Origin of the sequence: Pseudomonas sp. KCJK9058 (assembly GCF_046230975.1) — a bacterium.
GTDB classification, from domain to species: domain Bacteria; phylum Pseudomonadota; class Gammaproteobacteria; order Pseudomonadales; family Pseudomonadaceae; genus Aquipseudomonas; species Aquipseudomonas alloputida.
This window is the reverse complement of the sequence record NZ_JBJJLR010000052.1, coordinates 1-22,469: the sequence shown is the minus strand read 5'-3', so window position 1 is coordinate 22,469 and position 22,469 is coordinate 1. Positions and strand designations below refer to the sequence as shown.

Below are 22,469 nucleotides of genomic sequence, written 5' to 3'. Positions count from 1 at the left end.
CCGTGGTTTTTATTATCCGGTTTCGGGCGTGCAAGTGTGGGTGTGGCAGTAGGGCTCAGCCCCGGTAGGCAGGTTCCTCCAGGCCCTTGGTGCCAGGGTTGAGGGCAAATACCCCGCCAGCCAGTGGCTGGTCGCCGAGGTCGATGCCCGCGGGGCGGATCGAGGTGACGTACAGGGTGTCGAGGTTGGCGCCACCAAAGGCGCACATGGCCGGCTTGTTCACCGGCACGCTGAGCGAGCGGTCGAGGCGTCCGTCAGGGGTGAAGCGGTGAACTTGCCCGGCGTCGTTGCCGCAGATCCAGTAGCAGCCATCCTGGTCGATCGCGGCGCCGTCGGGGCGCCCTGGGTAGCCGCGCATGTCGACGAACAGCCGCTTGTTGTGCGGCGTGCCGCTGTCGGTGTCGTAGTCGAAGGCCCACACCTTCTGCACGTTGGGGTGTGAGTCGGACAGGTACATGCGCTTGCCGTCGGGGCTGAACGCCAGGCCGTTGGGCACGATCATGCCGTCCTGCTGCAGGTGCAAGTGGCCTTCGCCGTCATGCCGGTACAGCGCACCCACATGGGCGCCTTGCTGCATGTCCAGCAGCATGGTCCCGGCCCAGAAGCGGCCCTGACGGTCGCAGCGGCCATCGTTGAAGCGCATGCCGGCCTGGGCGTGCTGCACGTTGCTGAGCAGCCGGCTGTCCAAGCTGCCGTCCACCCTGGCCTGGAGCTGAAAGATACCGCTTTCCATACCCGCAACCCAGCCCTGACCGCTGCGGGCGATGCAGGCCAGCATCTCGTCGCCTTGCCAGAACTGGTGTCTGCCATCGGCCGCTTGCCAGCGATGCAATTGGCGAGCGGGAATGTCTACCCAGTACAGGGCCTGTTCACCGGGGTGCCACACAGGGCTTTCGCCGGTACCGTTACGGGCGTCGACGATCAGTTCGCAGTTCATGGCCGTGCCTCCTGGCGTGGGGTCAGTTGAACGGGCCGGCCACGGCGAAAGCGCCGCCCTGGTAGACCATGCTCGGGTCATCGGCGGCGGGTGCCGGTTGGGCCTCCACGGCTGCGCGGAAGGCTTCCGAGCTGTCCTTGGGCACATAGCCCAGGTGCGCTGCATGGCGGTTGTCCCACCACACGGTGCGATTGTCGGAGGCGCCGTAGACGATGGTATGGCCAACGTCGGGCGTCGATAGCCCACGTTCGATCAGTTGCAACAAGTCGTCATAGCTCAGCCAGGTGCAGAGCATGCGCGGGTTCTGTGGCTGCGGGAACGACGAGCCGATGCGAATGCTGACGGTCTCGATGCCGTAGCGGTCAAAGTAGAAGCTGGCCACATCTTCGCCGTAGCACTTGGACAGCCCGTAATAGCTGTCGGGACGGCGCGGCGCGTGAGCGTCGATGCGCTCATCCTGGCGGTAGAAACCGATGGTGTGGTTGGAGCTGGCGAAGATGATGCGCTTGACCCCATGCTTGCGCGCCGCCTCGTACACGTGGAACACGCCGCAGATATTGGGGCCGAGAATCTCTTCGAAGGCGTGTTCGGTAGAAACCCCGCCGAAGTGGATGATGGCGTCCACGCCTTCGACCAGTGCATGCACCGCAGCCTTGTCGGCCAGGTCGCAGGTGATGACTTCCTCATGCGGGCCGGCAGCAGGCGCCATGGGGCTGATGTCGGAAAGGCGCAGGACCTCGGCGTAGCCTTTCAGGCGTTCGCGAAGGACCTTGCCCAGGCCGCCTGCGGCTCCAGTGAGCAGCAGGCGATTGAAGGGGGTAGTGGTCATGGCCGGCTCTTGTTGTTAGTTGTTGTAGGTTGTCGTATGACTTGAGTGATTATTGGCGGTGGTTCTGTGTGTTGTCAATGAGGCTTGGGCGGCTTTTGCCGGCCTTTTCGCGGATAAGAAAAGGCGAAAGGCCTGCGCGGTCGCCCGTAGGAGCGGGTTTACCCGCGAATGGGCCGGCCCTGCTGGCCAATCTCCACCCGCCGTTCACCGTTGCCGCCGCTACCGTATTCGCGGGTAAACCCGCTCCTACACCTGATCGAGGGTGGACACAGGTCGGTGGTTGGACACAGGTCGTCGTAGGAGCGGGTTTACCCGCGAATGGGCCGGCCCTGCTGGCCAATTTTCACCCGCCGTTCGCCGTTGCCGCCGCTACCGTATTCGCGGGTAAACCCGCTCCTACACCTGATCGAGGGTGGACACAGGTCGGTGGTTGGACACAGGTCGTCGTAGGAGCGGGTTTACCCGCGAATGGGCCGGCCCTGCTGGCCAATCTCCACCCGCCGTTCACCGTTGTCGCCGCCACCGTATTCGCGGGTAAACCCGCTCCTACACCTGATCGAGGGTGGACACAGGTCGGTGGTTGGACACAGGTCGTCGTAGGAGCGGGTTCCCCCGCGAAAGGGCCGGCCCTGCTGGCCAATCTCCACCCGTCGTTCACCGTCGCAGCCACCACCGTATTCGCGGGTAAACCCGCAGGTCTTGATCAGAGCAACGACAATGGGTAGTTGAAGATCAACCGGTTCTCATCAAACTCGTTATTGCTGTAATCCCGGCGAATCGACGAGTTACGCCATTTCACACTCAAATCCTTGAATGCCCCGCTCTGGATCACATACGCAAGCTCCGTTTCACGCACCCACTCCTTGCCATCGGTCACCCCCCCGCTGTGCACATCGCGCCCGCTGATGTAGCGGTTCATCAAGGTCAGCCCTGGCACCCCGACGGTGACGAAGTTGAAGTCATGGCGCACCTGCCACGAACGCTCGTTGGCATTGTCGAAGCTGGAGTTGTAACTGTCGTTGGCCAAGGTCCCGCCACTGGTGCCGTTCACCCGCATCCAGGTATCACCATCGACTTTCTGCAGCCCCACCCAGAAGGTGCTGCCACCGTACTTGGCCGAGAACATCCCCGAGTAGGTCTTGTTGTCCAGCTGCCCGGCGCGTTCGGAGCCGTCCTCGTCGCCATGGAAGTAGCCCAGGTTCGCACCCAGGGTCCAGTCACCCACCGGCTGGCTGTGGCTCAGTTGCAGGTATTGCTGCTGGTACACGTCCTTCAGCACCGCATTCCAAAGCCCCACCAGCGTGCGGTCCTGGTTGAACTTGTACTCGCCGCCGACGAAGTTGAAACGGTCCGACACGCCGCCGCCGTAGCTCATGTCTTCCATGCTCGCGTCGTTGCGCGGGCTGTTGCCGCGGAACTGGCCGCCGTACAGGGTCAGCCCTGCGATTTCGTTGGAGGTAACCTGCCCGCCACGGAACGTCTGTGGCAACGAACGCCCGTCGTCCGAACGCAGAATCGGCAGTACCGGCATCCATTCACCGATCTTCAGTTCGGTCTTGGAAATACGCGCCTTGCCCGCCACTGCCAGGCGCCCGTAGTCGTCTGCCGGCTTTCCATCGTCATGGCGTGGCAGCAACGCCGTGCCATAGGTACCGCCACCGCCGTCGAGTTTGACCGACCACAGCCCCAGCACATCCACGCCGAAGCCGATTGGCCCTTCGGTGAACCCCGAGCGGGCATCGAGAATGAAGCTTTGCGTCCACTCCTCGGCCTTGCTCTGTGGGTTGCTGGGGTTGGTGAAGTTGCGGTTGATGTAGAAGTTGCGCAGCCCGAGGGTGGCCTTGCTGTCCTCGACAAATCCCGCTGCCAGGCTGGTGCCCGGCAGGCCGGCGATAACCCCGGCGCCAAGCAGGGCGAAGGGTAGGGTGTGGCAGATTTTCATTATTGTTGTGCTCCCTAAGGGTGTGGCAGCCCGTCCACCGGGCACGCGCAAGCGGCCTGCGGCAGGGGCGGGTAGATAACGGGCCGGTCAGGGCCAGGGGTGAATGCGCGGTAACCGGGCGCTACGTACTGGCAGGTTTACGCGAGCTGGCCGGGGGAAGAGGGGTATGCAACAGACGTAGGTGTAGCGGGATGGGTGTCGACATGAGTTCTTCCACTGATTGTTGTTTTTGTTATGCGTTGTCGTACAACTGTGGGCGATTATTAGCAAGGGGGAGGAGGGCTGTCAACGGCTGATCGCAGAGCAAATAAGGTACTAGACGCCAAAAACTGAGCGGCAGAGGCTCTACCCTGAACGCGCTGCAGACATACTACAACTGCCATGCACCATGCCACGCACGTACACGATCTACTGGTAGGCGCGGGCTTGCCCGCGAACACGGGTAAAGCCCGTGCCATCCACCCCATTGGCCGCCTCGCACCGCAAACCGGGGGCAGGGTTAAAAATCAAATCGTAACAGCGGTGGCCCCATCCCCGAGCCTGCGCTATCTTCAGATCTGGCCTCGCCCTTGACCACGTAGACTGGCATGTCCAGTCCCGGCATCCTTGCTGGTGCCGTACCCCTCCTGTCGGCAGGGGCGAGGCCTCTTCATTTGAAGGGAATGGCGCTGTGGTCACTTCCGGCAGACAAACTGCCATTGCAGAGTCCCCACGATCAGTGCAGTGTAATGACAATCGTCTTTACATGAGGGCTATGTCATGGCTTCTATCAATATCCGCGTCGACGATGATCTTAAAGCCCGCGCCTACAAAGAGCTCGATCGCCTCGGTGTCACCCCCTCCGAACTCATGCGCCAGGCCCTGCAATATGTAGCTGAGCGGGGCAAGCTACCCTTCCGGCCGGTCCTGATGACCGAGGAAGATGAAGATCTCATTGCCACTGTACAAGAGCGGCTTGCTTCTCCGCAGCGCGTGAGGGTAAAGCTGGATGACCTATAGCCTCGACTTTGATTCCCGCGCATTGAAAGAGTGGAAGAAGCTGGGCGATACCGTGCGTCAGCAGTTCAAGAAGAAACTGGCAGAGGTCCTGCTGAAACCTTGAATCGAGGCAAACCGCCTTCACTCGCTGCCGGATTGCTACAAGATAAAGCTTCGCAGCAGCGGGTACAGGCTGGTTTATCAGGTCATTGACCAAGAGATCGTGGTTTTTGTCGTCGCTGTCGATCGCCGTGAGCGGGACCAAGCTTACAAAAAGGCTGCTGAGCGACTTGAGTAGGCTTCAAGGATTTGGCGGTCCCAGGTCGCAATCTCAAAGTAAAACACCGCCTCAAAGCCAGAGCTCTGCTCCGGTGGGAGCGGGCATGCCCGCGAAGAATCCGACTCGATGTATGGCACCGGCTGCGCCGGTGTTCGCGGCGGTTCGACGCCTCGATGAACCCGCTCCTACAGGTCCCCCGTCAGCCCAGAGGGTTCATTGCCAAGTCAAGCAGACCAGCTTGCCAGGTAACCCCGGCAAACTGCGATCTCTGTAGGAGCGGGTTCACCCGCGAAGAGGCCAGCACAGGCAATAAATGGCCCCCTGTTCACATGGGCCTTCGCAGGGGCGGTCTTTTATACGATTAAGAAATCAATCTTCGTAACTGACGTCAGGACTCTCGGGGAAAATCATAAAAAAAGGCTGCCAATCGGCAGCCTTCTCGATGCTCAGCCCGGACGATCAGTCCCAGCTCAACGCCCCACCAGTCTGATACTCAATCACACGCGTCTCAAAGAAGTTCTTCTCTTTCTTCAAGTCCATGATCTCGCTCATCCATGGGAACGGGTTGGTAGTCCCTGGATACTCTTCCTTCAGGCCGATCTGGGTCAGACGACGGTTGGCGATAAACTTGAGGTAGTCCTCCATCATCGCTGCGTTCATGCCTAGCACGCCGCGTGGCATGGTGTCTCGGGCGTATTCGATCTCCAGCTGGGTCCCTTGCAGGATCATCTGGGTCGCTTCTTCCTTCATCGCCGCATCCCACAGGTGCGGGTTCTCGATCTTGATCTGGTTGATAACGTCGATACCGAAGTTCAGGTGCATCGACTCGTCACGCAGGATGTACTGGAACTGCTCGGCCACGCCGGTCATCTTGTTGCGGCGGCCCATGGACAGGATCTGGGTGAAGCCGCAGTAGAAGAAGATGCCTTCCAAGACGCAGTAGTAGGCGATCAGGTTGCGCAGCAGCTCTTTGTCGGTTTCGACGGTGCCGGTGTTGAATTCCGGGTCGGAGATGGCGCGGGTGTACTTCAGGCCCCAGGCGGCTTTTTTAGCGACCGACGGGATCTCGTGGTACATGTTGAAGATCTCGCCTTCATCCATGCCCAGCGACTCGATGCAGTACTGGTAGGCGTGGGTGTGGATCGCCTCTTCGAAGGCCTGGCGCAGGATGTACTGGCGGCACTCCGGGTTGGTGATCAGGCGGTACACGGCCAGGGCCAGGTTGTTGGCAACCAGCGAGTCGGCGGTGGAGAAGAAGCCGAGGTTGCGCATGACGATGCGGCGCTCGTCTTCGGTCAGGCCGTCCTGGCTCTTCCACAGGGCGATGTCGGCGGTCATGTTGACCTCTTGCGGCATCCAGTGGTTGGCGCAGCCGTCCAGGTACTTCTGCCAGGCCCAGTCGTACTTGAACGGTACCAGCTGGTTGAGGTCGGCGCGGCAGTTGATCATGCGCTTTTCATCTACTGCAACGCGGGCCGAGGAGCCTTCCAGCTCGGCCAGGCCTTCGGCAACGTCGAGGGCGTCGAGGGCAGCCTTGGCACGTTTGACGGCTTCGGAGTCAGAAGCGGTGGCCGCACGGGCCTCCAGGGCGGCGGCACCACCGGCGCTGTCGAGCTTGTCGAGGGTGGCGGCGGCAGCGGCCTGCGCAGGGGTGTTGCCTTTGGCGGCTACTTCGCCGTCTTCTTTGTCGAATTCGTCCCAGCTCAGCATGGTTTGGCTCCTGCTTGAGGGTCGCCCTGGGGCAACCGGTTGGATTTTAAGAATGTGATGCCTGACGCAAGGCCGTAACGGCGAATGGACAGCTCGAGAGGCTGACTCTCGTTTACATCTGAATGTGTTCTGGCTTGTACCTGGCCAGGCCTCTGGGAGGGGCCAGGACAATTGAATAGGTGCTCTTTTCAGAGGGCGCAGAGTATACCTGAATTCACCTTCGATCGGGGCGCGTGTGTCGCCGGCGAGGGTAACTTTTTCGACCGGTTTGGCGTGCGTCCGTTCACGAAACGGGTGGCTTCTTCTACGGGGGGAGAGTGTAGCGCCAACCTATATGTTGTGCCAGTTTAAATTTGAAGGCACATCATATGGTGTTTTTTGAGGGTTGTGTTGGCGGGGGCGGCCTCACCGCGGGCTGGCCGGCGATGAGGCCAGCTACCACTAGCTACGGTGGGTATACAGCGTTTCGACAATGTGTGTCTTGGGGTGCTTGCGTGCCTGTTCCACTGAGGTGAAACGGCCGGTTTCTGCGTTGCGACCAATCTTGCGAGATGCCAGTTTTTTCCGCGCCATGGGCGTACATCCTTTTTTGAGAGGTCCTGTTCTTTTACCGAGCTGCGTGAACAGTGGGCAAAGGGCAAGGTTTCTCTGAGGCGCGGATACAAAAATGCCGCGCGGGGCACCCGTAGGTACCCCGCACGGCATTCAGGCCTTACTGGCAGGCTTCGCAGTCAGGCTCGTCGATCGCGCAGGCCTTCGGCACTGGCGCTGGGCCGGCTGCCTGGACCGGGGCGCTGTCGCCACCGCTGGAAACGGCGTTGAGCTTGCCGGTGTTGATGGTCGACTTCTCGGTGCTGGTGGCGGCCAGGGCACGGAGGTAGTAGGTGGTTTTCAGGCCACGGTACCAGGCCATGCGGTAGGTCACGTCCAGCTTCTTGCCCGATGCACCCGCAATGTACAGGTTCAGCGACTGCGCCTGGTCGATCCACTTCTGGCGACGGGAAGCCGCGTCGACAATCCACTTGGTCTCGACTTCGAACGCAGTGGCGTACAGGTCTTTCAGCTCTTGCGGGATACGCTCGATCTGCTGTACCGAACCGTCGTAGTACTTCAGGTCGTTGATCATGACCGAGTCCCACAGGTCGCGGGCCTTGAGGTCGCGAACCAGGTACGGGTTGATCACGGTGAATTCGCCCGACAGGTTCGATTTCACGTACAGGTTCTGGTAGGTAGGCTCGATCGACTGCGACACGCCAGTGATGTTGGCGATGGTCGCGGTTGGCGCGATGGCCATGATGTTCGAGTTACGAATACCTTTCTGCACGCGGGCACGTACCGGCGCCCAGTCCAGGGTTTCTTCCAGGTTGACGTCGATGTACTTCTGGCCACGGGCCTCGATCAGGATCTGTTGCGAATCCAGCGGCAGGATGCCCTTAGACCACAGCGAACCCTGGAAGGTCTCGTAGGCGCCGCGTTCATCGGCCAGGTCGCACGAAGCCTGGATGGCGTAGTAGCTGACCGCTTCCATCGACTTGTCGGCAAACTCGACGGCAGCATCGGAGCCGTAAGGAATGTGCTGCAGGTACAGCGCATCCTGGAAGCCCATGATGCCCAGGCCGACCGGACGGTGCTTGAAGTTCGAGTTACGCGCTTGCGGCACCGAGTAGTAGTTGATGTCGATCACGTTGTCGAGCATGCGCACAGCGGTGTTCACGGTGCGTTGCAGCTTGGTGGTGTCCAGCTTGCCATCGACGATGTGGTTCGGCAGGTTGATCGAGCCCAGGTTGCAGACCGCGATCTCGTCCTTGTTGGTGTTCAGGGTGATCTCGGTGCACAGGTTCGAGCTGTGGACCACGCCCACGTGCTGCTGCGGCGAACGCAGGTTGCACGGGTCCTTGAAGGTCAGCCATGGGTGGCCGGTCTCGAACAGCATCGACAGCATCTTGCGCCACAGGTCTTTGGCCTGGATGGTCTTGAACACCTTGATCTTGTTGTACTCGGTCAGGGCTTCGTAGTACTCGTAGCGCTCTTCGAAGGCCTTGCCGGTCAGGTCGTGCAGGTCTGGCACTTCCGAAGGCGAGAACAGGGTCCACTTGCCGTCATCGAAGACACGCTTCATGAACAGGTCAGGAATCCAGTTGGCGGTGTTCATGTCGTGGGTACGACGGCGGTCATCACCGGTGTTCTTGCGCAGCTCGATGAATTCTTCGATGTCCAGGTGCCAGGTTTCCAGGTAGGCACATACAGCGCCTTTGCGCTTGCCACCCTGGTTCACGGCAACGGCGGTGTCGTTGACCACTTTCAGGAACGGGACGACGCCCTGGGATTTACCGTTGGTGCCCTTGATGTACGAGCCCAGTGCACGGACCGGGGTCCAGTCGTTGCCCAGGCCGCCAGCGAATTTCGACAGCATGGCGTTGTCGTGGATCGCGTGGTAGATGCCCGACAGGTCGTCTGGCACGGTGGTCAGGTAGCAGCTGGACAGCTGCGGGCGCAGGGTACCGGCGTTGAACAGGGTCGGGGTCGAGGCCATGTAGTCGAACGACGACAACAGGTTGTAGAACTCGATCGCACGGGCTTCCTTGTCTTTCTCTTCCAGCGCCAGGCCCATGGCCACACGCATGAAGAACACCTGCGGCAGCTCGAAGCGCACGCCATCCTTGTGGATGAAGTAGCGGTCGTACAGGGTCTGCAGGCCCAGGTAGGTGAACTGCTGGTCGCGCTCGTGGTTGATCGCCTTGCCCAGTTTTTCCAGGTCGAAGTCGGCCAGGGCCGGGTTCAGCAGCTCGAACTCGATACCTTTGGCGACGTAGGCCGGCAGGGCCTTGGCGTACAGGTCAGCCATTTCGTGGTGGGTGGCGCTGTCGGCTACATTCAGGAAGCCCAGGCCTTCGGCGCGCAGGGTGTCCATCAGCAGGCGGGCGGTAACGAACGAGTAGTTCGGCTCGCGCTCCACCAGGGTACGGGCGGTCATTACCAGGGCGGTGTTGACGTCCTTGATGGCCACGCCGTCGTACAGGTTCTTCAGGGTTTCGCGCTGGATCAGGTCGCCATCGACTTCGGCCAGGCCTTCGCAGGCTTCGCTGATGATGGTGTTCAGGCGGGCCATGTCGAGCGGCGCCAGGCTGCCGTCAGCCAGGGTGATGCGGATGCTCGGGTGCGGCTCGACCACGGCGTCGGTGTTGGCGCGGGTGGCACGCTCCTTGGCGCGCTGGTCACGGTAGATCACGTAGTCGCGGGCAACTTTCTGCTCGCCGGCGCGCATCAGGGCCAGTTCGACCTGGTCCTGGATTTCTTCGATGTGGATGGTGCCACCCGATGGCATGCGACGCTTGAACGTGGCGGTAACCTGCTCGGTCAGGCGCGCGACGGTGTCGTGGATGCGCGACGAAGCGGCGGCAGTGCCGCCTTCAACTGCGAGGAACGCCTTGGTGATGGCGACGGTGATCTTGTCGTCGGTGTAAGGGACGACAGTGCCGTTACGCTTGATCACGCGCAGTTGGCCAGGGGCGGTGGCAGCCAGATCCTGGTTGGAATCGGCGGCCTGCGGCACCTTGGCCTGCGGGTTCTCGCGAGTTGTGTCGGTTTGCATGGGTGGGTGTCTCCACAATTTCTATATTGTTCAGGCGCCCTATGGGCGCCCACCGTTCCGTCCACTTGCTCGATGGCCTTGCGGGGATGCACAAAGCATGCGCATCCGCCCGCACGGGCGTACCGACTTCGGGACAGACTCAGGAATTAGGGGCAATGGCTTGCCGCTCCCTGGCCGAAGTCAAAGGTTTTGGGCGGGGCCCAAAATCTGTTGCTGATGGATGCCAGGGCTGGCCTGCAACACCCATGCCCGAACAAGGCCCTGGAAGGGCTTGCCTCGGTCGCCTCCGCAGGAGCGGTTTGGCTGCTGAAATCACCTGAAGTTCCACCCGGAAAATCGCTTGATCTTGCGGGTTGACTTTTGTGTGTGATTTTGCACGAACCCCTATATCTAGTGGTTCGCTGCGATCGGGATACAAGATAATGCGGTATTGGGGGCTTTGCAAGGCGAGCGCCTGTGGATAAGTTGTGTGTACTTTGTGAGTGAATGGTGGGTATTCGCTGTAGGCCTTGTGCCAAGTGGTTTGCAGTATTTTTCTGCACCGTGACGCCCTTGGGCAGTTTTTTTGGGGCGCGAAGCCTGTCACAAAAAACGGTTCAGTCGAGGGGGCGGTAGGGCGTGTCTGAAGATCTGGGGTGCCTGGGAGATCGAGCACCGTCCGCGGGGCGCTCGGTCTCGCAGGGCCCCCCATCTACATTCATACTCTCAGCTGCCCTGACACGATCCCAAGAACAACAAGGCCAAAGCCATGGACCACCCCATACCCCGCATCCTCATCGTCGAAGACGACCAGCGCCTCGCCGAACTCACCGCCGAATACCTGCAGGCCAATGGTTTCGAGGTCGCGGTGGAGGCCGATGGCGCCCGCGCCGCGAGGCGCATCATCGACAGCCAGCCCGACCTGGTGATCCTCGACCTGATGCTCCCCGGCGAGGACGGCCTGAGCATCTGCCGTCGGGTGCGCAGCCAGTACCAGGGGCCGATCCTCATGCTCACCGCGCGCAGCGATGAACTCGACCAGGTTCAGGGCCTGGACCTGGGTGCCGACGACTACGTCTGCAAACCCGTGCGCCCACGCTTGCTGCTGGCGCGTATCCAGGCCCTGCTGCGCCGCAGCGAAACCGTGGACAGCAAGCGCCAGGACCTGGCCTTCGGTGCGCTGCGTATCGACAACCGCCTGCGCGAGGCGCACCTGGGCGAGCAGTTGATCGAACTGACCGGCGCCGAATTCGATCTGCTCTGGCTGTTGGCCAGCAACGCTGGCCGGGTGCTGACCCGTGAACAGATCTTCACCGCACTGCGTGGCGTGGGCTACGACGGCCAGGACCGCTCCATCGATATCCGCATCTCGAAAATCCGCCCCAAGATCGGCGACGACCCGCTTCAGCCGCGGTTGATCAAGACCCTGCGCAGCAAAGGCTACCTGTTCGTTGGCGAGGCACCATGAACAATTCGATCTTCCTGCGCATCTATGGCGGCATGCTGGCCGTGCTGGTGCTGGTGGCCCTGCTTGGCGTGCTCAGCCTGCACCTGGTCAACGAAGTGCGCGCTGCCCAGCATCGCGAGGGCCTGGCCCAGGGCACCTTCAGCCTGATGGCCGACAACCTGGCAATGCAGAATGAAACCCAACGCAAGCGTTCGCTGCTGATCTGGGAACGCCTGCTTGGCGTGCCGTTGGCGCTGCAACCGATGAGCGCACGCAGCCTTGACGGTGGCCAGCGGGCGCGCCTGTACCGTGGCCTGGTGGTGGTCGAGAAGATTGGCCCGCATGCGGCGCAAGTGCTACGCAAGGTGGGCCAGGAAGACCTGATGCTGGTCGCGCAGATCAAACAGATCAGCGAGCAGTTGGCGCGGGCCACCCTCTATCTATTGGCCGACGAACTGGTGCGCTACCCGGTAACCGAACAGCAGCAGCGCCTGGCACAGATCAAGCAGGAAAAGGGCTTCGGCTTTGGCGTTGCCTTGCAACGTATCGAGCGGGTCAGCCTGGACGATGACCAGCGGCGCCGCGTGGAGGAGGGCGACACGGTGATGGCGCTGGGCAAGGATGGTGACTCGATCCGGGTGTTCGCCGGGCTGACGGGCTCGCCATGGGTACTGGAAATCGGCCCGCTGTACCAGCTCAACCCTTACCCGCCGCAGTTGCTGATTCTGATTGCCTTCCTGGGGCTGTGCCTGATTGGCCTGGTGGTCTACCTGCTGGTGCGTCAGCTGGAACGTCGTGTGTCCGGCCTGGAGATTGCTGCCACGCGCATCGCCCAAGGCAGCCTGGATACCCGCGTGCCGGCCGGCGACGCCGACTCGGTAGGGCGCCTGGCGGCTGCCTTCAATGGCATGGCCGAGCACCTGCAGCGTTCGCTGACCATGCAGCGTGAGCTGGTGCGAGCGGTGTCCCACGAGCTTCGCACGCCGGTGGCGCGCCTGCGCTTTGGCCTGGAGATGATCGAAAGCGCCACGACTGAACAGGTGCGGGCAAAGCACCTGGCGGGCATGGACGGGGATATCCAGGACCTCGACAAGCTGGTCGACGAGATGCTGACCTACGCCCGCCTGGAGCAGGGCGCACCGGCCTTGAAGTTCCAGCGGGTCGATCTGGATGCCTTGCTCGATCGGGTGATCGAAGAGCTGGCACCTTTGCGTGCCGAGGTGCGGGTGGTGCGCGGCGACTGTCAGGGCGCGGATGCCGAAGGCGCCTGGGTCGAGGCCGAGCCGCGCTACTTGCACCGGGCCCTGCAGAACCTTGTCGGCAATGCCATGCGCCATGCCGAGGGCGAAGTGCGCCTGAGCTATCAGCTGGGCCAGCAACGTTGCCGCATCGATGTGGAGGATGACGGCCCAGGGATCCCCGAGGGCTTCTGGGACCGCATTTTCACGCCCTTCACCCGCCTCGATGACAGCCGCACCCGTGCCTCGGGCGGGCATGGCCTGGGCCTGTCGATCGTACGGCGGATCATCTACTGGCACGCGGGCCGGGCCACGGTGGGCCGCAGCGAGGCGTTGGGCGGTGCCTGCTTCAGCCTGAACTGGCCAAGGCAGCAGGCACCGCTGTGAAGGTCAGACGCTGACCAGGCTCAGCAGGTGGCCGTCCTGCAGGCAGAACTGACCTTGCAGCTCTGCGCCTTGCTGCCACTGCGGTGACAGGTCGGTGAGCAGGCGCAAGCGCGCCAGCCCTTCTGCGGACCAGTCGAGCACTTCTGCGTGTTCGAAGTAGAAGCGTTGGCGAGTCAGTGGGTACAGGGTCTTGAACAAGCTTTCCTTCAGCGAGAACGTCAGGGTGACCGTAAGCCCAAGCTGGCGGCGGTCCAGGCGCTCCAGCTCTGCCGGGGTAAGGATTTCGCCCATCAGCCGCTCGGCGCGCGCGTCATCCAGCAAGGCTTCCTGATCCAGGCCCAGACCTTGGCAGCTGTTTTCGCCGGCGACCACCGCGGCGGCCCAGCCCTTGCCGTGTGTGATCGAGCCATGAATACCGGCGGGCCAGATGGGCGAGCGGTCTTCGTGGGTGCCGGGCACGTAGTCGCGGCCGTCCAGGTGCTGGAGCGCGGCGCGGGCACATACGCGGCCGGCCAGGTACTCGGCCTGGCGCTTGGCCACCGAGCGCAGCAGGCTGGCGCTGGGCAGTACGCCAGCGCGCTGGAAGTCGTCGGCGGCCAAGTGGGCAGGGTCGAAGGCGCAACTGACCAGCACCGCGCCGGGCAATGGGCGGGGCAGGGGCCAGTGGTGCTGGAGCGGGGCGCAACAGGCAGGAAGTGTGTTCATGGCGGCTATTGTGCCAGCTGTGCAGGCGCTAAGGGAGGTGGCGTGGTAACGCCTCCTTTCCCACAACGATTGCACAATCTTTTATTTGAACACCTTCTTGAAGAACGCCTGCATATCCGCCCAGGAACGCTCGTCCGCTGCCTTGTTATAGCCAATGTCCGGCCCCCCATGTTCACCGTGGCTCAGCCGATCGGCATCGGGGTTGGTGAACCCGTGCTTGGCCCCTTCAATACTGACGAACTGGTAGTTGACCTTGGCCGCATCCATCTCGGCCTTGAAGGCCTCTACCTGCTGTGGGGTGACCATGCTGTCCGCCGCACCATGCTCGACCAGGATATCGGCCCGCACCACGCCAGGTTTTGCCGGGGTCTGGGTGGCCAGTGCGCCATGGAAGCTCACCACGCCATCGAGCTTTTCTCCCCGGCGTGCGGCATCGAGCACCACCTTGCCGCCAAAACAGTAGCCGACAGCGCCCAGTTGATGCTTGTTCACATTCGGCTGCTTTTTCAACAACTCCAGGCCCGCGTCGAAGCGCGCTGCTGCTGCGGCCGGGTCCTTCATCGCTGCGGCCATGAATGCCTGGGCATCCTGCGGATGCTCGGTGTGCTTGCCATCGCCGTACATGTCGATGGCCAGTGCCTTGTAGCCCAGGGCGGCAAGATCTCTCGCACGACGCTTGGCATAGTCGTTCAGGCCCCACCATTCATGCACCACAACGATGCCTGGGCGTTTGCCGTCCAGCGCGTCATCGTAGGCGTAGTAGCCGACGAGGCGGTTGCCATCGTCGTCCTGATAAGGAATTTCACGGGTCACTACCGCCGCTTGGGCGAGGGCGGCGCTGCACATCAGGGTCAGGGCCAGCAGGGCTCGCATGTTCACAACTCCTTGTTTTGCTATCGATTCGTTCAGCCGGGGTTCAGCCAGGGTTCAGTCGCGGTTCAGGGTGCCCTGATTACTCTAGCTTCCAGACCGAAACAGCGCACCCAACTGGAGTACCCAGCCATGAAAACCTTCAATACCCTGCTTGCCGCCATGGCCGTCTGTGCCGCTGGCATTACCACCGCCCAGGCCGCGGACGACAACTTCGCCAGCCTCACCTACGGCCAGACCAGCGACAAAGTTCGCAAGTCCGGCCTGCTGCAACGCAACACCGATCAGCTCAATGCCGACGGTATTATCGGCAAGGACGATACCTGGGGTGTGCGTCTGGGCAAGATCAACGACCAGGGCCGCTACTACATGACCTATGACAATGTCTCTGGCGACCACAGTGGCCTGAAGTTGCGCCAGGAAAACCTGCTTGGCAGCTACGACTTGTTCCTGCCGGTGGGCGATACCACCAAGCTGTTCGGTGGTGGCAGCCTGGGTGTGACCAAGCTTACCCAGGACTCGCCAGGCGCCAGCCGGGACACTGACTACGGTTATGCCTACGGCTTGCAGGCCGGTGTGATCCAGGACATCACCGACAAGGCCTCGGTCGAACTGGGCTACCGTTACCTGCGCACCAATGCCGCGACCGAGGTGGGCGCGCATGGCGGGCCGAAGGATGGCACCCTGCGCCTGACCAGCAGCGCGCAGACCTACCTGGCAGCAAGTTACAAGTTCTGACGAACGAGCCGCGTTATCCTGTACCGGCCTTCGCGGGCACGCCCGCTCCCACAGGTACTGCACAAACCGCTGAAACTGTGCAGTACCTTTGGCTTGTGCAGGTGCTGCACACGTTTCAGAGACTGTGCGATTGCTGTGGGAGCAGGCATACCCGCGAATAGGCCGGTACAGGCAATACACATAAGGAGCTGCACATGAAACTGCTGGTGGTCGAGGACGAAGCCCTGCTTCGCCATCACCTCTACACCCGCCTGGGCGAAAGCGGCCATGTGGTCGAGGCGGTCGCTGATGCCGAAGAGGCGCTGTACCAAACCGAGCAGTACCATTTCGACCTTGCCATCATCGATCTGGGCCTGCCCGGTATCAGCGGCCTGGAGCTGATCACGCGGCTGCGCAGCCAGGACAAGACCTTCCCCATTCTCATCCTCACAGCCCGTGGCAACTGGCAAGACAAGGTCGAGGGCCTGGCCGCCGGTGCCGACGACTATCTGGTCAAGCCGTTCCAGTTCGAGGAGCTTGAAGCACGGCTCAATGCCCTGTTACGCCGCTCCAGTGGTTTCATCCAGTCGACCATCACCGCTGGCCCCTTGGTACTTGACCTCAACCGCAAGCAGGCCACCCTCGACGAACACGCCTTGGCCCTGACTGCCTACGAATACCGCATCCTCGAATACCTCATGCGCCATCACCAGCAGGTGGTGGCCAAGGATCGCCTGATGGAACAGTTGTACCCAGGTGACGAAGAGCGCGACCCCAATGTCATCGAAGTGCTGGTTGGCCGCCTGCGCCGCAAGCTTGAAGGCGAGCGCGGCTTCAAACCCATCGACACGGTGCGCGGCCTGGGCTACCTGTTCACCGAGCGCTGCCGATGATCCGCTCGCTGCGGGTGCGCCTGATGCTGGCCGCCGCAGTGCTGGCGCTGCTGTTCATGCTGGCGCTGCTGCCGGCCTTGCAGAAGGCCTTCAGCCTGGCTCTGCAGGAATCGATCGAGCAGCGTCTGGCCTCGGATGTGACCACGCTGATTTCCGCTGCGCGTATCGAGCATGGCCAGCTGCAGATGCCGACACTGCTGCCGGACGAGCGCTACAACCTGCCCTACACAGGCCTGCTCGGCTATATCTTTGACCGCGACGGCAAACTGGTCTGGCAGTCGCGTGCCACCGCCGACCGGCACATCAACTACCAGCCGCGCTATGACGGGCGCGGCAACGAGTTCGACCGCATTCACCAGTCCGATGGCGAAGAGTTCTTCGTTTACGACGTCGAGATCAAGCTGTTGGGCGGGCAGAGTGCCGCCTACAGCATTGTCGCTCTGCAGCCCGTGAGCGAGTACAAGGCCACCCTCAATGGCCTGCGCGAAAAGCTCTACCTGGGGTTCGGCGCTGCATTGCTGGCGCTCATGGTGTTGTTGTGGGCAGGCCTGACCTGGGGGCTGCGCTCGTTGCGACGCCTCAGCCACGAACTGGATGAAGTGGAATCAGGTGCACGTGATGGCCTGAGCGGCGAGCACCCACGCGAGTTGCTGCGCCTGACCCGCTCGCTCAACCGTCTGTTGCGCAGTGAGCGTGAGCAGCGCACGCGCTACCGTGATTCGCTGGACGACCTGGCCCACAGCCTGAAGACGCCGCTGGCGGTGTTGCAGGGTGTGGGTGAAAGCTTGCAGCAGCGCAGCGGCGAGCGCGAGCAGGCGCGGGTGCTGCAAAGCCAGATCGAGCGCATGAGCCAGCAGATCGACTACCAGCTGCAACGCGCCAGCCTGCGCAAGAGTGGCCTGGTCCGCCACAGCGTATTGCTGCGGCCGTTGCTCGACAGCCTGTGCAGCACCTTGGCCAAGGTTTACCGGGAAAAACGTGTGAACGTGCTGCTGGAGTTGCCGGACGCGGCGCAGGTGCCGATGGAGCAGGGCGCGTTGCTGGAAATGCTCGGCAACCTGCTGGAGAACGCCTACCGGCTAAGCCTGGGCCAAGTGCGGGTGAGCCTGGTGAAGGCGCCGGGGTATCTGACCTTGTGCATCGAGGACGACGGGCCGGGCGTGCCCGCCGACCAGCGTGAACGCATTCTGGAGCGTGGGGAGCGGCTGGACAGCCAGCACCCGGGGCAGGGCATAGGCTTGGCCGTGGTCAAGGATATCGTCGACAGCTATGACGCCGAACTGAGCCTTGGCGATTCGCCGCTGGGGGGCGCTGCGTTCAGGATCACCTTCAACCTGGATTGATCCCTAGCCTGTGCCGGCCCATTCGCAGGTCAACCCGCGAATGGGGGCACAGGCAATCCACAAAGGGCGGATTTCCGCCATTCCTCCTTGTACAAATTCCGCCATCGGGCGGAAATCCGCCAATCCGTCTCGGGAATATCGCCCTGTCGTTGGGCATTTATTCCTAGCAAATACGGGCTTTGCACCCTTCATGGGCATTTTGGCACCACCCTTGCTATTGATCCTCGCAGAGGCCTGCCCAGGCAGCTCGAACACAACGACAAATCCCTCCAAGTGCAGGAGGGTTAGCGATTCAGGTGCCCCCATCACCCTGGGAAGGGTGAACCGGCACACTTGAGGAAAATTAGCCATGACGACACGTCAGCCGCTGTACAAATCCCTGTATGTCCAGGTGTTGGTCGCCATCACCATCGGCATCCTGCTCGGCCACTACTACCCGGAAACGGGCGTTGCCCTCAAACCCCTGGGTGACGGCTTCGTCAAACTGATCAAGATGGTCATCGCCCCGATCATCTTCTGTACCGTGGTCAGCGGCATTGCCGGCATGCAGAGCATGAAGTCGGTCGGCAAAACCGGCGGCTACGCGTTGCTGTACTTCGAAATCGTCTCCACCATCGCCCTGATCATCGGCCTCGTCGTCGTCAACGTGGTCAAGCCAGGCGCTGGCATGCACATCGACGTCAGCACCCTGAACGCCAGCAGCGTGGCTGCCTACGCCGCCGCCGGCGCGCAGCAGACTACCGTCGGCTTCCTGCTTAACGTCATCCCCAATACGGTCGTCGGCGCCTTCGCCAACGGCGACATCCTGCAAGTGCTGATGTTCTCGGTACTGTTCGGCTTCGCCCTGCACCGCCTGGGCAGCTACGGCAAGCCGGTACTGGACATGATCGACCGCTTCGCCCACGTCATGTTCAACATCATCAACATGATCATGAAGCTGGCCCCGATCGGCGCTTTCGGCGCCATGGCCTTCACCATCGGCCAGTACGGTGTTGGCTCGCTGGTGCAGCTGGGCTACCTGATGGCCTGCTTCTACATCACCTGCCTGCTGTTCGTGCTGGTGGTGCTGGGCGGTATCTGCCGTGCCCACGGCTTCAGCGTGATCAAGCTGATCCGCTACATCCGTGAAGAACTGCTGATCGTGCTGGGTACTTCGTCCTCGGAGTCGGCCCTGCCACGCATGCTGGCCAAGATGGAGCGCCTGGGTGCCAAGAAATCGGTAGTGGGCCTGGTTATCCCGACTGGCTACTCGTTCAACCTGGACGGTACCTCGATCTACCTGACCATGGCTGCGGTGTTCATCGCTCAGGCCACTGACACCACCATGGACATCACTCACCAGATCACCCTGCTGCTGGTGCTGCTGGTGGCTTCCAAGGGTGCTGCCGGCGTTACCGGTTCGGGCTTCATCGTGCTGGCCGCGACCCTGTCGGCTGTTGGCCACCTGCCGGTTGCCGGCCTGGCGCTGATCCTTGGCATCGACCGCTTCATGTCCGAAGCCCGCGCCCTGACCAACCTGGTGGGCAACGCCGTTGCCACCGTGGTAGTGGCCAAGTGGGTCAAGGAAATGGACAACGACAAGCTGGCTTCGGAATTGGCCTCCGGTGGTGCGCCGCTGGTCGATACCCGCCCGACGGACGACCTGGGCGTGGCTGAAGGCCCGGCTCGTTGATAGCGGGTTGAAATGAGAAAGGCGACCCAAGGTCGCCTTTTTCGTGTCTGCGCGGTCCCTGTGGGAGCGGCCTTGCGTCGCGAATGGGCTGCGCAGCAGCCCCGGCGACCTTGCAGGATGGCTGAAATCTTGGGGCCGCTGCGCAGCCCTTTCGCGACGCAAGGCCGCTCCCACACAGGGCGATGCGGTGGCCCTCAGCCCAGTACCACCTCCAACACCCGGATCTCCTCCGGCTGTGGGTAATGCCACCTTACTTGCACATCCCAGAACTTCACCCCGTACACCCGCTCGGACGGTGGTATCTGGTAGGCCGGCCGTGGGTCCTGCGCCAGGCATTGCTCGATCAGTTGCACCAGCGGCTCATTCAAACGCAGCGCATGCTCGCGGGCCTGGATCAGGGCGTTGTCCGCCCACTGCACGTCAATTGCCACAGGCGCTGCGTTGGCCATCTGGTTGCTGGCGCCAGCGACGCTGTCGGCATAGGGCACATACGGCTTGATGTCCAGCACCGGCGTGCCGTCGAGCAGGTCGATCCCGGACAGCAGCAGGCGCCCGGGCTCCACGCCCTCCAGGCGTACCACCGACTGGCCGATGCCGTTGGGCCGGTGGGTGGCGCGGGTGGCGAACACCCCCATGCTCTTGTTGCCGCCCAGACGCGGAGGCCGCACTTTCAGGCGCGGCTTTTCTTCCAGGGCCTGGTGGAACAGGAACAGCAGCCAGACATGGCTGACCTGCTCCAGGCCTTCGACCGCGTCACCTTGATCGAACGGCGGCAACAGTTCGAGTACGCCACGGGCGGCAGGCGCCAGCTGCGGCTGGCGCGGAATGGCGAACTTTTCCTTGAAACAGGAGTGGACGATGCCGACCGGGACAACCGTATGCTGCATGGCCACTCAGCCGCGCACGCGCAGGGTCAGGCCCTTGAGGAAGTTGCGCATCAACTGGTCGCCACACGGGCGGTAGTTGTCGTGGCCAGCCTTGCGAAACAGCGCGCTGAGCTCAGGTTTGCTGACCGGGAAGTTGACCGACTTGAGAATCGCGTGCAGGTCGTCTTCCTTGAGCTCAAAGGCCACACGCAGCTTCTTGAGGATCAGGTTGTTGGTTACCGGCAGCTCGATCGGCTGCTGCGGGCGGCTATCGTCTTTGCCTCGGCGGTAGATCACCAGGCCGTCAAGGAAGTGCGCCATCACCCGTTCAGGGCAGCGCACGAAGCCTTCCTCTTCTTCTTTTTTCAGGTAGGTGGCCAGCACCAGAGGATGCACTTCGAGGCCAGAGAGCCCGATGATCTCGGCCATCTTGGCGTCGTTCACCTTGAGCATGTAGCGCAGGCTGCGCAGGACGTCGTTGTGGTTCATTGCAGCAGAATCCTGTTCAGGTGCCGCGCGTTCCGGCGCGGCGTATTGCTTAGAAACGTTCGGGGGTAGCCAGGTAACGCCATTGGGCCAAGGGCAGCTTGCCCATCGACACACCACCCAGGCGAATGCGTCGCATGCCTAAAAGCTCCAGGCGCAGGTAGGCGCATAGCTCGGAAATCTGCCCTGGTTGTGGGTTTTTCAACACCATGCGCAGGTGTGTCTCGTTCTGCCAGCTGGCCTTGGCCTTGGGCAACTCGCGGTCATTGCGCATGGCCCCACGCGCCAGGCGTTCCAGCGCCTGGGGGGTGGTTTCGCCGCGCACTTCAATGATGAACTCTTGCTCCAGGCGACGCAGGTCGGCCTCGATCTTGCGGGATACCCGCCAGTCCTGGGTAAACACCTGCAGGCCGCTGGCGCCACGCTCCAGCGGTGCCACGCAGGCCTGCCGGGCAAAATGCCCGTGCAGGGCGCGCACGCCTTCGCGGTGGGCCTCGCTAAGGCTGCCCATGTTCATGCTGGCGCGGGCGTCTTCACTGTCCATGCCGGCTGGCTGGTTCAGCAGCAGGGTCACTGGCTCCAGGGTTTCGGCGCGGGCGCCCGGCAGCAGTTCGACGCGCTGCTGCTCAACCTTGAACTGCGGCTGCTCGACCACCACGCCATCGACCGTTACCCAGCCTCCTTCAATGTACTGCTCGGCCTCGCGGCGGGAGCAGCCGAGCTGCTCGATGAGGCGTTTGGACAGGCGGACGGGTTCGGACATGGGGCAATTCGCAAGGCAGGGAAAGGCCTCCATTGTACCTGCCTGCAAGCGGTAGATGATGGGAATCTGTGTCAGATGCGCCATTTTGGACACATAGCGCGGCACATTCAGGCGCCGCCTCAAGGCACTGTGCGCATTAGTCTCATGTGCAGCAGAGGATAGGGCTGGCCCAGGCCGTCGGTTTCCGAACGGCCGATGACCTCGAAACCCTCATGCAGGTAGAAGCCCAGCGCTTTCGGGTTCTGTTCGTTGACGTCAAGGTACTCGGCATTCAGCTCATTGATGGCATAGCGCAGCAGGCGCTTGCCTACCCCTTGGCCGCGGTAGCCAGGTGCGACGAACAGCATGTCCACCCGCCCGTTGGCGACACCGGCGAAACCACAGATGCGCTGGCGGTCCTTGCAGCAGATCAGCATCACTGCGTCGAGGTAGCGGCGCAGCACATGTTCGCGCAGTAGCAGGATATAGCCCTCTGGCAGAAAGTCGTGGGTGGCGCGTACTGAATCCTCCCACACCTGTACCAGCTCGCTGTAGTCGCACAAGCGCGGGGTTTGCAGCGTCAGTAGCGCAGCCATGCCGGTGTTCCTCTGGGACGATAGGGAAAACATAGCAGGCCAACCACCGGTCGGCTTGTTCGCTTGGCGCTTGAGACCTGGGGAGTGACGGTCTATTAATTAAGCGTGGGAAAAAATCCCACGCAAATATAAGTTCAATCTGAAGCAAGATTACTGACTGATTTGGCGTTCTCGTGGCGAAGACCTGGAGACGGACTATGCAAATCCACCTGCTGTTCAAGAAGGCTTTACTCGCGGCTGCTGTAGCTGGCGTGTTGTCG

The 22,469-nt window shown here is 62.0% G+C and carries 19 protein-coding genes and 1 pseudogene; 8 read left to right on the top strand and 12 right to left on the bottom strand.

What is annotated here, in order from left to right; all coding sequences use genetic code 11:
- Positions 1-55: 55 nt before the first annotated feature.
- The 3 genes from ACK59Z_RS21970 to ACK59Z_RS21960 form a co-directional block, all read right to left on the bottom strand.
- Positions 56-937: an SMP-30/gluconolactonase/LRE family protein gene (locus ACK59Z_RS21970; protein WP_409293661.1), complete on the bottom strand. Its 882-nt coding sequence runs from the start codon at positions 935-937 to the stop codon at positions 56-58.
- A 22-nt stretch (positions 938-959) separates the two neighbouring features.
- Entirely contained in the window at positions 960-1,766 is an 807-nt protein-coding gene (locus ACK59Z_RS21965) for an NAD(P)-dependent oxidoreductase (protein ID WP_108192031.1), read from the bottom strand.
- Positions 1,767-2,469: 703 nt separating this feature from the next.
- Positions 2,470-3,708, bottom strand: a complete 1,239-nt coding sequence (locus ACK59Z_RS21960; protein ID WP_004577198.1) for an OprD family porin — start codon at positions 3,706-3,708, stop codon at positions 2,470-2,472.
- A gap of 759 nt (positions 3,709-4,467) precedes the next feature.
- Here ACK59Z_RS21960 and ACK59Z_RS21955 point away from each other — a divergent pair.
- The gene (locus ACK59Z_RS21955) at positions 4,468-4,707 is read left to right on the top strand and encodes a type II toxin-antitoxin system RelB/DinJ family antitoxin (protein ID WP_003254825.1); all 240 of its coding nucleotides are present in this window, start codon (positions 4,468-4,470) and stop codon (positions 4,705-4,707) included.
- Positions 4,697-4,984 (top strand): annotated as a pseudogene (locus ACK59Z_RS21950) (type II toxin-antitoxin system RelE family toxin). The gene ACK59Z_RS21955 and the pseudogene ACK59Z_RS21950 overlap by 11 nt, the downstream one beginning before the upstream one ends.
- Positions 4,985-5,425: 441 nt before the next feature.
- Here ACK59Z_RS21950 and ACK59Z_RS21945 read toward each other — a convergent pair.
- The 3 genes from ACK59Z_RS21945 to ACK59Z_RS21935 all read right to left on the bottom strand — a co-directional run bounded on the left by ACK59Z_RS21945 (position 5,426) and on the right by ACK59Z_RS21935 (position 10,268).
- Positions 5,426-6,676 (bottom strand): ribonucleotide-diphosphate reductase subunit beta, encoded by a 1,251-nt coding sequence (locus tag ACK59Z_RS21945; RefSeq protein ID WP_003254823.1) that lies wholly within the window; start codon positions 6,674-6,676, stop codon positions 5,426-5,428.
- 441 nt (positions 6,677-7,117) lie between these two features.
- A complete protein-coding gene (locus ACK59Z_RS21940; protein ID WP_003254821.1) occupies positions 7,118-7,249 on the bottom strand; it encodes a hypothetical protein in 132 nt (43 codons plus the stop codon).
- 139 nt (positions 7,250-7,388) lie between these two features.
- Positions 7,389-10,268, bottom strand: coding sequence for a ribonucleoside-diphosphate reductase subunit alpha (locus tag ACK59Z_RS21935; RefSeq protein WP_003254820.1), 2,880 nt, complete (start codon positions 10,266-10,268; stop codon positions 7,389-7,391).
- A gap of 748 nt (positions 10,269-11,016) precedes the next feature.
- On the opposite strand from ACK59Z_RS21935, the gene ACK59Z_RS21930 reads away from it, so the two are divergent.
- Both ACK59Z_RS21930 and ACK59Z_RS21925 read left to right on the top strand, forming a co-directional pair.
- On the top strand, positions 11,017-11,715 hold the full coding sequence (locus ACK59Z_RS21930; protein ID WP_004576832.1) for a response regulator transcription factor: 699 nt from the start codon (positions 11,017-11,019) through the stop codon (positions 11,713-11,715).
- Complete coding sequence (locus ACK59Z_RS21925) at positions 11,712-13,319, top strand: ATP-binding protein (RefSeq protein ID WP_003254818.1); 1,608 nt, start codon at positions 11,712-11,714, stop codon at positions 13,317-13,319. The genes ACK59Z_RS21930 and ACK59Z_RS21925 overlap by 4 nt, the downstream gene beginning before the upstream one ends.
- 3 nt (positions 13,320-13,322) lie before the next feature.
- Here ACK59Z_RS21925 and ACK59Z_RS21920 read toward each other — a convergent pair whose 3' ends face one another.
- Positions 13,323-14,024 (bottom strand): 4'-phosphopantetheinyl transferase, encoded by a 702-nt coding sequence (locus tag ACK59Z_RS21920; protein WP_003254817.1) that lies wholly within the window; start codon positions 14,022-14,024, stop codon positions 13,323-13,325.
- Positions 14,025-14,105: 81 nt separating this feature from the next.
- Positions 14,106-14,897 carry a dienelactone hydrolase family protein gene (locus ACK59Z_RS21915; protein ID WP_004576834.1) on the bottom strand — a complete coding sequence of 264 codons (792 nt, stop codon included), beginning with the start codon at positions 14,895-14,897 and terminating at the stop codon, positions 14,106-14,108.
- Between the two features lie 129 nt (positions 14,898-15,026).
- Between ACK59Z_RS21915 and ACK59Z_RS21910 the strand changes: the two genes are divergently transcribed.
- From ACK59Z_RS21910 to ACK59Z_RS21895, 4 genes are all read left to right on the top strand, one after another.
- Positions 15,027-15,632 carry an outer membrane beta-barrel protein gene (locus ACK59Z_RS21910; protein WP_003254814.1) on the top strand — a complete coding sequence of 202 codons (606 nt, stop codon included), beginning with the start codon at positions 15,027-15,029 and terminating at the stop codon, positions 15,630-15,632.
- A 194-nt stretch (positions 15,633-15,826) separates the two neighbouring features.
- Positions 15,827-16,504: a response regulator gene (locus ACK59Z_RS21905; RefSeq protein ID WP_108192030.1), complete on the top strand. Its 678-nt coding sequence runs from the start codon at positions 15,827-15,829 to the stop codon at positions 16,502-16,504.
- Positions 16,501-17,847, top strand: coding sequence for an ATP-binding protein (locus ACK59Z_RS21900; protein ID WP_014861191.1), 1,347 nt, complete (start codon positions 16,501-16,503; stop codon positions 17,845-17,847). Before ACK59Z_RS21905 ends, ACK59Z_RS21900 begins: the two co-directional genes overlap by 4 nt.
- A 349-nt stretch (positions 17,848-18,196) precedes the next feature.
- Positions 18,197-19,519 (top strand): dicarboxylate/amino acid:cation symporter, encoded by a 1,323-nt coding sequence (locus tag ACK59Z_RS21895; protein WP_003254811.1) that lies wholly within the window; start codon positions 18,197-18,199, stop codon positions 19,517-19,519.
- A 194-nt stretch (positions 19,520-19,713) separates the two neighbouring features.
- On the opposite strand, the gene tsaA is transcribed toward ACK59Z_RS21895, so the two are convergent.
- The 4 genes from tsaA to ACK59Z_RS21875 form a co-directional block, all read right to left on the bottom strand.
- Positions 19,714-20,406 (bottom strand): tRNA (N6-threonylcarbamoyladenosine(37)-N6)-methyltransferase TrmO, encoded by a 693-nt coding sequence (gene tsaA, locus ACK59Z_RS21890; protein ID WP_108192029.1) that lies wholly within the window; start codon positions 20,404-20,406, stop codon positions 19,714-19,716.
- Between the two features lie 6 nt (positions 20,407-20,412).
- Complete coding sequence (locus tag ACK59Z_RS21885) at positions 20,413-20,874, bottom strand: DUF1456 family protein (protein WP_003254807.1); 462 nt, start codon at positions 20,872-20,874, stop codon at positions 20,413-20,415.
- Positions 20,875-20,923: 49 nt separating this feature from the next.
- Positions 20,924-21,634, bottom strand: coding sequence for an rRNA pseudouridine synthase (locus ACK59Z_RS21880; RefSeq protein WP_108192028.1), 711 nt, complete (start codon positions 21,632-21,634; stop codon positions 20,924-20,926).
- A gap of 119 nt (positions 21,635-21,753) precedes the next feature.
- Positions 21,754-22,209, bottom strand: a complete 456-nt coding sequence (locus ACK59Z_RS21875) for a GNAT family N-acetyltransferase (RefSeq protein ID WP_003254803.1) — start codon at positions 22,207-22,209, stop codon at positions 21,754-21,756.
- Positions 22,210-22,469 lie beyond the last annotated feature (260 nt).